Origin of the sequence: Kitasatospora sp. NPDC002965, from assembly GCF_040611255.1 — a bacterium.
Lineage (GTDB): Bacteria > Actinomycetota > Actinomycetes > Streptomycetales > Streptomycetaceae > Kitasatospora.
On the sequence record NZ_JBEXNT010000231.1, the window covers coordinates 1 to 7,537 of the forward strand.

4 protein-coding genes and 1 pseudogene are annotated in these 7,537 nt (G+C 74.0%); 3 read left to right on the forward strand and 2 right to left on the reverse strand.

The annotated features are described in order from the left end of the window. Positions 1–2,106, reverse strand: a 2,106-nt coding sequence (locus ABZY91_RS40710; RefSeq protein WP_355409133.1) for an ATP-binding protein, incomplete at its 3' end; no start/stop codon positions are given. A 557-nt stretch (positions 2,107–2,663) separates the two neighbouring features. Here ABZY91_RS40710 and ABZY91_RS40715 point away from each other — a divergent pair. The 3 genes from ABZY91_RS40715 (at position 2,664) to ABZY91_RS40725 (ending at position 7,459) form a co-directional block, all read left to right on the forward strand. Further along, positions 2,664–4,508: an AMP-binding protein gene (locus ABZY91_RS40715; RefSeq protein WP_355409139.1), complete on the forward strand. Its 1,845-nt coding sequence runs from the start codon at positions 2,664–2,666 to the stop codon at positions 4,506–4,508. A gap of 204 nt (positions 4,509–4,712) precedes the next feature. Beyond that, a complete protein-coding gene (locus ABZY91_RS40720; RefSeq protein WP_355409135.1) occupies positions 4,713–5,897 on the forward strand; it encodes a polysaccharide deacetylase family protein in 1,185 nt (394 codons plus the stop codon). Between the two features lie 452 nt (positions 5,898–6,349). Beyond that, positions 6,350–7,459 carry a nitroreductase/quinone reductase family protein gene (locus ABZY91_RS40725; RefSeq protein WP_355409137.1) on the forward strand — a complete coding sequence of 370 codons (1,110 nt, stop codon included), beginning with the start codon at positions 6,350–6,352 and terminating at the stop codon, positions 7,457–7,459. A gap of 9 nt (positions 7,460–7,468) precedes the next feature. Here ABZY91_RS40725 and ABZY91_RS40730 read toward each other — a convergent pair. Then, positions 7,469–7,537, reverse strand: a pseudogene (locus ABZY91_RS40730) (PTS sugar transporter); the annotation flags it as partial.

A 7,537-nucleotide genomic window follows, 5' to 3' on the forward strand; every position in this document is an offset into this window, starting at 1 on the left:
GTCGGCCCGGCCGTCCTCGCCGGCACCGTCCGGGCCGAGCGCGGGCACCGCGACGAGGTCCCGTTGCCCGCGCCGCCCCGCCACCGGGCGCCGTCCACCGGACGGGCCGGTCGCCGGTCCGGCGGCCGGGCCGCCGTAGGCGCCGCCGGTGCCACCGCCGTACGGGCCGCCCGCCGCACCCGTGGCCGGCGGCGGTTCGGGCAGTCCGTCCGGCGCCTCGGCCAGCAGTTCGCGCGGGATCAGCACCACCGCGGTGGTGCCGCCGTACGGCGAGGGCCGCAGGTGGACCCGGATGCCGTGCCGCCGGGCCAGCCGGCTGACCACGAACAGGCCCAGCCGGTCGGTGTCGGCGAGGTCGAACTCCTGCTCCACCGCGAGTCGTTCGTTGATGTCGGCGAGCGCCGAATCACTCAGCCCGAGTCCGCGGTCGTCGATCTCCAGCGCGAAGCCGTGCGCCACCACCTCGCCCTGGACGGTGACCTGGGTGCTCGGCGGGGAGAACACCGCCGCGTTCTCGACCAGTTCGGCGACCAGGTGGGTGACGTCCGCGACCGCGCTGCCGAGCAGCCCGGTGCCCGGGAACGGTCGGACGATCACCCGCGCATAGTCCTCGACCTCGCCCACGGCGGCGCGCACCACGTCCACCATCCGCACCGGCTTGCGCCAGGCCCGGCCGGGCGAGCCGCCGGCCAGGATGATCAGGCCCTCGGCGTGCCGGCGCATACGGGTGGTGAGGTGGTCGACCTTGAACAGGTCCTCCAGCTCCGCCGGGTCCTCGGTGCGCCGCTCCATGGTGTCCAGCAGCGTCAGTTGGCGGTGCAACAGCACCTGGCTGCGGCGGGCCAGGTTGACGAAGACCGCCGAGACGCCGCGGCGCAGTTCGGCCTGCTCGACCGCCGCCTCGACGGCGGCCCGCTGCACGGCGTTGATGGCCCGCCCGACCTGGCCGATCTCGGCGGAGCCGAACTGCAGCTCGGGTGCCTCGGTCGCGACGTCCACGGCCTCGCCCTTGCGCAGCCGCAGCATGACCGAGGGCAGGCGGGTGCCGGCCAGTTCGTTGGCCGCGTTCCGCAGGCCGATCAGCTCGCGGGCCAGGCCGCGGCCGATCCGGTAGGAGATGACGATCGACAGCACCACGGCGACCAGGCCGATCACACCGGCGATGCCGCCGCGCCAGAGCATGCCGATCGCGTAGGAGTGCTCGCGGTCGTCGATCGTGCCGGCCAGCCGGGTGTTGATCGCCGCGAGGTCGCCCAGCGCCCGGTCCGCGGTCTCCCGCCACGCGTCGCCGTTGATCGCCTGGACCACCCGCTCCGGGCCGCCCGCGCCGACGAAGTCGGCCTCGGCCCGCGCCAGCGCGGCCCACGCCTCACCGCCGCGCAGCGCGATGTAGTCGGCCTGGTCGGCCGGGTCGAGCTCGGCGATGTAGACGGTGAACAGCGCCTGCTGGTTGTGCAGGGCGTCGATGGCCACCTGGTACTGCTCCGCGGTGGGCCGACCGGTCGCGGTCCGGAGCCCCTCCATGGCCGCGTCCTCCTGGGCCAGGTACTCGCGGGCGCGCACCAGCTCGATGAGGATCGTCCCCTGCCGGGGCAGTTGGCCGCTCTGGCGGGCGACGAAGGCGGACCGGAAGCCGAAGGTCGGCTTGATCAGGTCGCTGTACTGGCCGAGCGTGAACTCCCAGTTGAGCGCGCCGCGGTTGATCTGGGAGCGCAGCGGTGTGAGCTGGTCGGCGGCGGCGAGGACCTGGAGGAGTCGCCCGCGCTGGGCCTCGTCGAGCCGGCCGCCGTCACCGTCCTTCAACTGCCGCAGCAGGGTGAGGCTCCGGTCGGTGGTGGCCTGGGCCTGTTCGAAGGCGTCCCGGGTGGCCCGTGAGGCGGGGTCGGCCAGCCGCTTGACGGCGGCCCGGCGCTCGACCTGGAGATCGTGTGCGTACCGGTCGACCGGGGGCCCGAACTTCTTGTACGTACTGCTGATCTCCAGCCGGCTCCAGACGTCTCCGGTGGTGGCGAGCGTCGCGTACACCCAGAGGGCGGTCAGGGCGACGATGGGCACCAGGAGCAGCGCGATGATCTTCGCGCGGATCGAGCTGCTGCGCAGACGCATGGAGTCCTCGGTCGGGAAGTGCCAGGCGCGGACGGGGTGTGGGGGTGGAGCGGTGCGCGGACGGGCGTCCGAGCGGGGTCCGGACCTGGGCTCCGGGCTTGGGAGCCGGGCTGGGCGGGAGCGGTGTGGGGGCGGAGCGGGCGTGGAGCCGGGCGGGGCGGGCGGAGCGTGAGCGGGGCGACGCGGCACGGGGGCGGGCGGAAGGGAGTGCGAACGACAAGTGGTACAGACCAAGCCTGGATCGAGTACGGACCGGTGCCGATTCGGGCCCGGCCGGGGAGGTCCGGCCCGAAGTCTGCGAGAGCCTACTACGCCCTGACCACTCGTTCGAGGGTCGAACCCGTCCTCTTCCCGCACCCGGCCGGATCGTGTCCGGATCGTTCCCAAGATCCCGGATCCCGCCGCATTCCCCCGGGTCCGGCGCCGCCCCCACCCCGGCACTCCCCCCCTGGACCGGTGCCGATCTCGTCGCGTCACGGTCACAACCCTGGGCAGTCGGGGAGCTATCCGATAGTTTCGCTCCACCTGCAGGAGGGATCGGGGTGATCGGGGGGATCGTGCGCGAGTTCACCACCCCCGCCCCCGCCGGACCACCGGTCACCGGCGGACTGGCCGACTCGCTGTACGACACCGCCGAACGCTCCCCCGGCCTGGTCCAGCTGGCCCGCCGCGACGGCGGGGCGCACGGCGCCCCCGGCGGCGAGTGGCACGAGGTGACCGCCGCGGCGTTCCGGGACGAGGTGCTGGCCCTCGCCAAGGGCCTGCTCACCCGCGGCGTGCGCTACGGCGACCGGGTGGCCCTGATGTCCCGCACCCGCTACGAGTGGACGCTGTTCGACTACGCGCTCTGGTCGATCGGCGCGATACCCGTCCCGATCTACCCGACCGCCGCCCCGGAACAGGTCCGCTGGATCCTCGCCGAGACACAGGCGGTCGCCTGCCTGGTCGAGAACGAGGACCACGCGATGACGGTCGGCGCCGTCTGCGACGCGTTACCCGAGCTGACCGGCATCTGGCAGCTGGACCGGGACTGCGTCGCCTCGATCGTCGAGGACGGGCGCGGCGTCCCCGACGCGCTGGTCCACCGTCAGCGGCTCGGCGTCTCGCCGGAGAACATCGCCACCGTCGTCTACACCTCGGGCACCACCGGCCGCCCCAAGGGGTGCCTGATCACGCACGCCGGCCTGGCGTCGGCGGCCGACGCGCTGCTCGACGGCTGGGGCGACATCTTCGCGGACACCGGCGGCGGCCAGGCGTCCACCCTGCTCTTCCTCCCGCTGGCGCACGTGTACGGGCGGATGGTGCAGATCGCGGCGGTCCGCGCCGGGTTCCGGATCGGCCACGTCCCCGAGGTGTCGACCGACCTCCTGCTTCCCGCCCTCGCCTCGTACCGCCCGACCTTCCTGCACGTCGTCCCGTACGTGCTCGACAAGGTGTTCCAGCAGGCCCGGCGGGCCGCCGAGGAGGCGGGGCGCGGCGAGCTCTTCGAACAGGCCCGCCAGGTGGCGGTCGACTGGGCGACCGCACGGGAGCAGCGCGCCTTCGGACAGGGCCCCGGTCCGGGCCCCGGCCTGCGGCTGCGTCACCTGGCCTACGAGCGGACGGTCTACCAGCGGCTGCGCGCGGTGTTCGGAGGCCGGGTGCGCGGCGTGATGTGCGGCGGTTCGACGCTCGACCGCGAGGTCGCCCTCTTCTTCACCGGGATCGGCTTCCAGCTGTACGAGGGGTACGGGCTGACCGAGACCTCGGCCGCCGTCACCGCCAACCCCGCCGGACGCCGGCGGGCGGGCACGGTCGGCCGGCCGGTCCCCGGCGCCACCGTGGCCATCGCCGACGACGGCGAGGTGTGGGTACGCGGCCCCGGCGTCTTCGACGGCTACCTCAACCACCCGCGCTGCACGGCCGAGTCGCTGTACGACGGCTGGTTCGGCACCGGCGACCTCGGCAACCTGGACGAGGACGGCTACTTGACGATCACCGGCCGCAAGAAGGACCTGATCGTCACCAGCAGCGGCAAGAACCTCGCCCCCACCGCCCTGGAGAACCGCGTGGAGGCGCACGCGCTGGTCTCCCAGTGCCTGGTGGTCGGCGACGACCGCCCGTACGTGGCCGCGCTGATCACGCTCGACCCGGCGGCCCTGGCGCACTGGCTGAAGTCGCGCGGGCGCGAACAGCTGGACCCGTGGGCGGTGCTCTCGGACGCGGACCTGCACGCCGAGATCCAGCGGGCGGTGGCGGCGGCCAACACGGCCGTCTCCCGGGCCGAGTCGATCCGTGCGTTCCGGCTGCTGCCGCGCGAGTTCGGGCTGGACCAGGGACTGATGACGCCGTCACTGAAGCTTCGGCGGGCGGCGATCACGGAGTACTACGCGGACGACATCGAGGAACTGTACGTCCCCTGACGGGTCGTCTTGTCCCGTTTGCCGCCCCGGAGACGGCGCACGGTTCACCGGCGGTTCCCTTGACGATCCGAGTGGTCCAGTCCATTGTTGCCTCGGTCTGAGTGCGGCACGCCCAAGGCTCCCGCCCCTCGGGGAGCGCCCCAACCCGTTCTCCGCGCGCCCTCCCCACGGGCGCGTCCCCCACGCAGGAGTCGCCACGTGTCCATGTCCTCGCGCCTGTCCGCGCGCCTGTCGCCCCGCCCGGCCTCCCCGCGCGCCACCTCGCGGGTCGCCGCCCGCCTCTCCGCGCTGGCCGCCTCGGCGGCGCTGCTGGCCGCCGGCTTCGCCGCGCCCGCCTCCGCGGACGCCCCGAACGCCTCCGCGCCCTCCGTCAACATCGCCACCAACCCCGGGTTCGAGATCCCCGCGTCCTCGCTCGCCGAGTGGGGCAGCGTGCCCGGCTGGCGCTGCACCGGCGGTCCGGCCGAGGCCGCCCTGACCACCGTCGCCCCGCACTCGGGCACGTCCGCCCTCGGCGTCACCCCGGCCGGCGACGACTCCACCGGCGAGTGCGTGCAGACCGTCTCCGTGCAGCCCAACACCACCTACACCGCCTCCGCCTGGGTCCGCGGGAAGTACGTCTTCCTCGGCGCCACCGGCACCGACCGCCCGACCGCCCCCGCCTGGACGGAGAACACCAACGGCGGCTGGCAGCGCCTGACCACCCGCTTCACCTCCGGACCGACCGCGAGCACCGTCCGCCTCTACGTGCACGGCTGGTACCAGCAGGGCCCGTTCGCCGTCGACGACGTCCAGGTGGACGGAGCCCTGCCCGCCCCCGCGACCGGCGCGGGCTCCGTGCCGACCAGCGACAAGGTGGTCTTCTTCACCGTCGACGACGGCTGGCAGCGCACCCCCGAGGCCGAGCGGTTCATCACCGACCACAAGCTGCCGATCACCGCCTTCCCGCTGCCGATGCCGGCCGCCGCCGACCCGGGCTTCTTCCAGCGGGTCACCGCCGCCCCCGGCTCGTCCATCCAGAACCACAGCGTCTCGCACGCGGACCTCAGCACGCTCTCGCTCGCCGAGCAGCAGGTGGAGATCTGCGACGCCCGGGACGCCCTGACCCGGACCTTCGGCACCACCCCGACCGTCTTCCGTCCGCCGTACTTCGCGTGGAACGCCGTCACCCTGCAGGCCGCCGCCAACTGCGGCTTCCGCCACGTGCTGACCGCCAACGCCGACTTCAGCTGGGGCGCCTCCAACGTCTGGCACGAGGGCACCCTCTCGCCCGGCGACGTCGTGCTGCTGCACTGGACCGACACCCTCGCCACCGACCTCCCGCGCGCGCTGGCCGCCGCCGAGGCCGCCGGCCTCAAGCCCGCGGGTCTGGCCTCCTACCTGCGCTGAGACCTCCGCGGCAGGGCGCGTCGCCGGTCCCCAGGGACGGGCGGCGCGCCCTTCGTCCTGTCGCGACCGGGTGACGGGGCGGGTGGGTGAACGCGTGGGCGCGTGACGGCCCGGGATCGTGACGGTTCGGGATCGTGACGGCCGTGTTCCTCGACGCCGCCCCGACCGGCCCGGCGGCCCTCCGGATCCCGCTCGTTGACAGACGGCGGGCCCGGTGGCTCTAATGATCAGGTGCAGCGTGGCGCCGGCCAAAGAGAACTGGGCCGGCCGGTGGCCGAGCGAGCACCTTTCACCGAGGGACGATGCGCGATGAGTTCACACTCCGCTCCCCTGATCTGACCCGAGCGGCCGCGGCGGTTGCCCGCGCGCTCGCTTCGTCCTGTCGCCTGCCGCGCCGGAACCGGTGTGCCGCTGTGGCCTTCACTCCCCTCGTTCGGAGACTCCACAGACGTATGTCCGTTTCTGCCAGTCCCATCTCCCCGTCCGATCCCCCCGGCTCGTCCGGCTCGTCCGGCCCGTCCGGTTCCTCCGATTCGTTCACTCCGCCGGGCTCGTCCGACACGCCCGACCCCCGGTCCTCCGGTTCCTTCGACTCGTTCAACCAGGCGGTCGTCGCGGAGTTCCGGTCCAACGGCGGACGGGTCGGCGGCCCCTTCGAGGGCAGCGACCTGCTTCTCCTCACCACCTCCGGGGCCGTCACCGGCCGGCCGCACACGGTACCGCTCGGGTACGTGCGGGCGGAGGGGCTGCTCCTGGTCATCGCCTCGGCGGCCGGGGCGCCCGAGCACCCGCAGTGGTACCGCAACCTGCTCGCCAACCCGGTGGTCGGGGTGGAACTCGGCACCGGGACCTTCGACGCGGTCGCCGTTCCGAGCGAGGGCCCGCGACGGGACCGCCTCTTCGCGGCCGTGGTGCGGGCGGCCCCCGGGTACGGCGACTACCAGACACACACCGACCGGGTGCTCCCCGTCGTCGTGCTGGAGCAGTCCGGCACCGACCCGGCCGGGGCCGGGTCCCCGGAACCCCGTGAGGTGGCGAACCTCGCCGACAAACTCCTGGAGGTGCACACCTGGCTGCGCTCCCAGTTGCGGCACGTACGGGCCGAGACCGAGGCGCACTTCGCTCGCGGCCCGGCGGCCGCGACCGGGCGGGCGCCGGAGGGCCGGTCGGCGCCGGGCGGCCGGTCGGCGGCGGGCGGAGGCCCGGCCGCGGACTCCGGGAACGCTCCGGCGCTCGGACTGCAGATCCGCCAGCACTGTCTGGCGTTCTGCCAGGGCCTGACCGTGCACCACACCGGCGAGGACCACGGCGTCTTCCCGGCCCTGGCCCGCAGCCACCCGCACCTCCGGGAGGTGCTCGACCGGCTGGCCGAGGAGCACCGGGCGGTGACCCGGCTCAAGGACGAGCTGGTCGCGCTGGTGTCCGACATCGGCGCGGCCGAACCTGAGCGGTTCCGGGCCGAGCTGGCCCGGATGTCCGCCGAACTGGAGGCCCACCTCGCGTACGAGGAAAGGGAGCTGCTGCCGGTGCTCGCCCTGATCCCCTTCCCGCCGGGGCGGTGAACGCGGCCCCTGGATCGCGGTGCCCATCTTGACGACGCCGTGGGCGCCGGCGGCCTTCAGCGCGGCCTCGTCGACGAG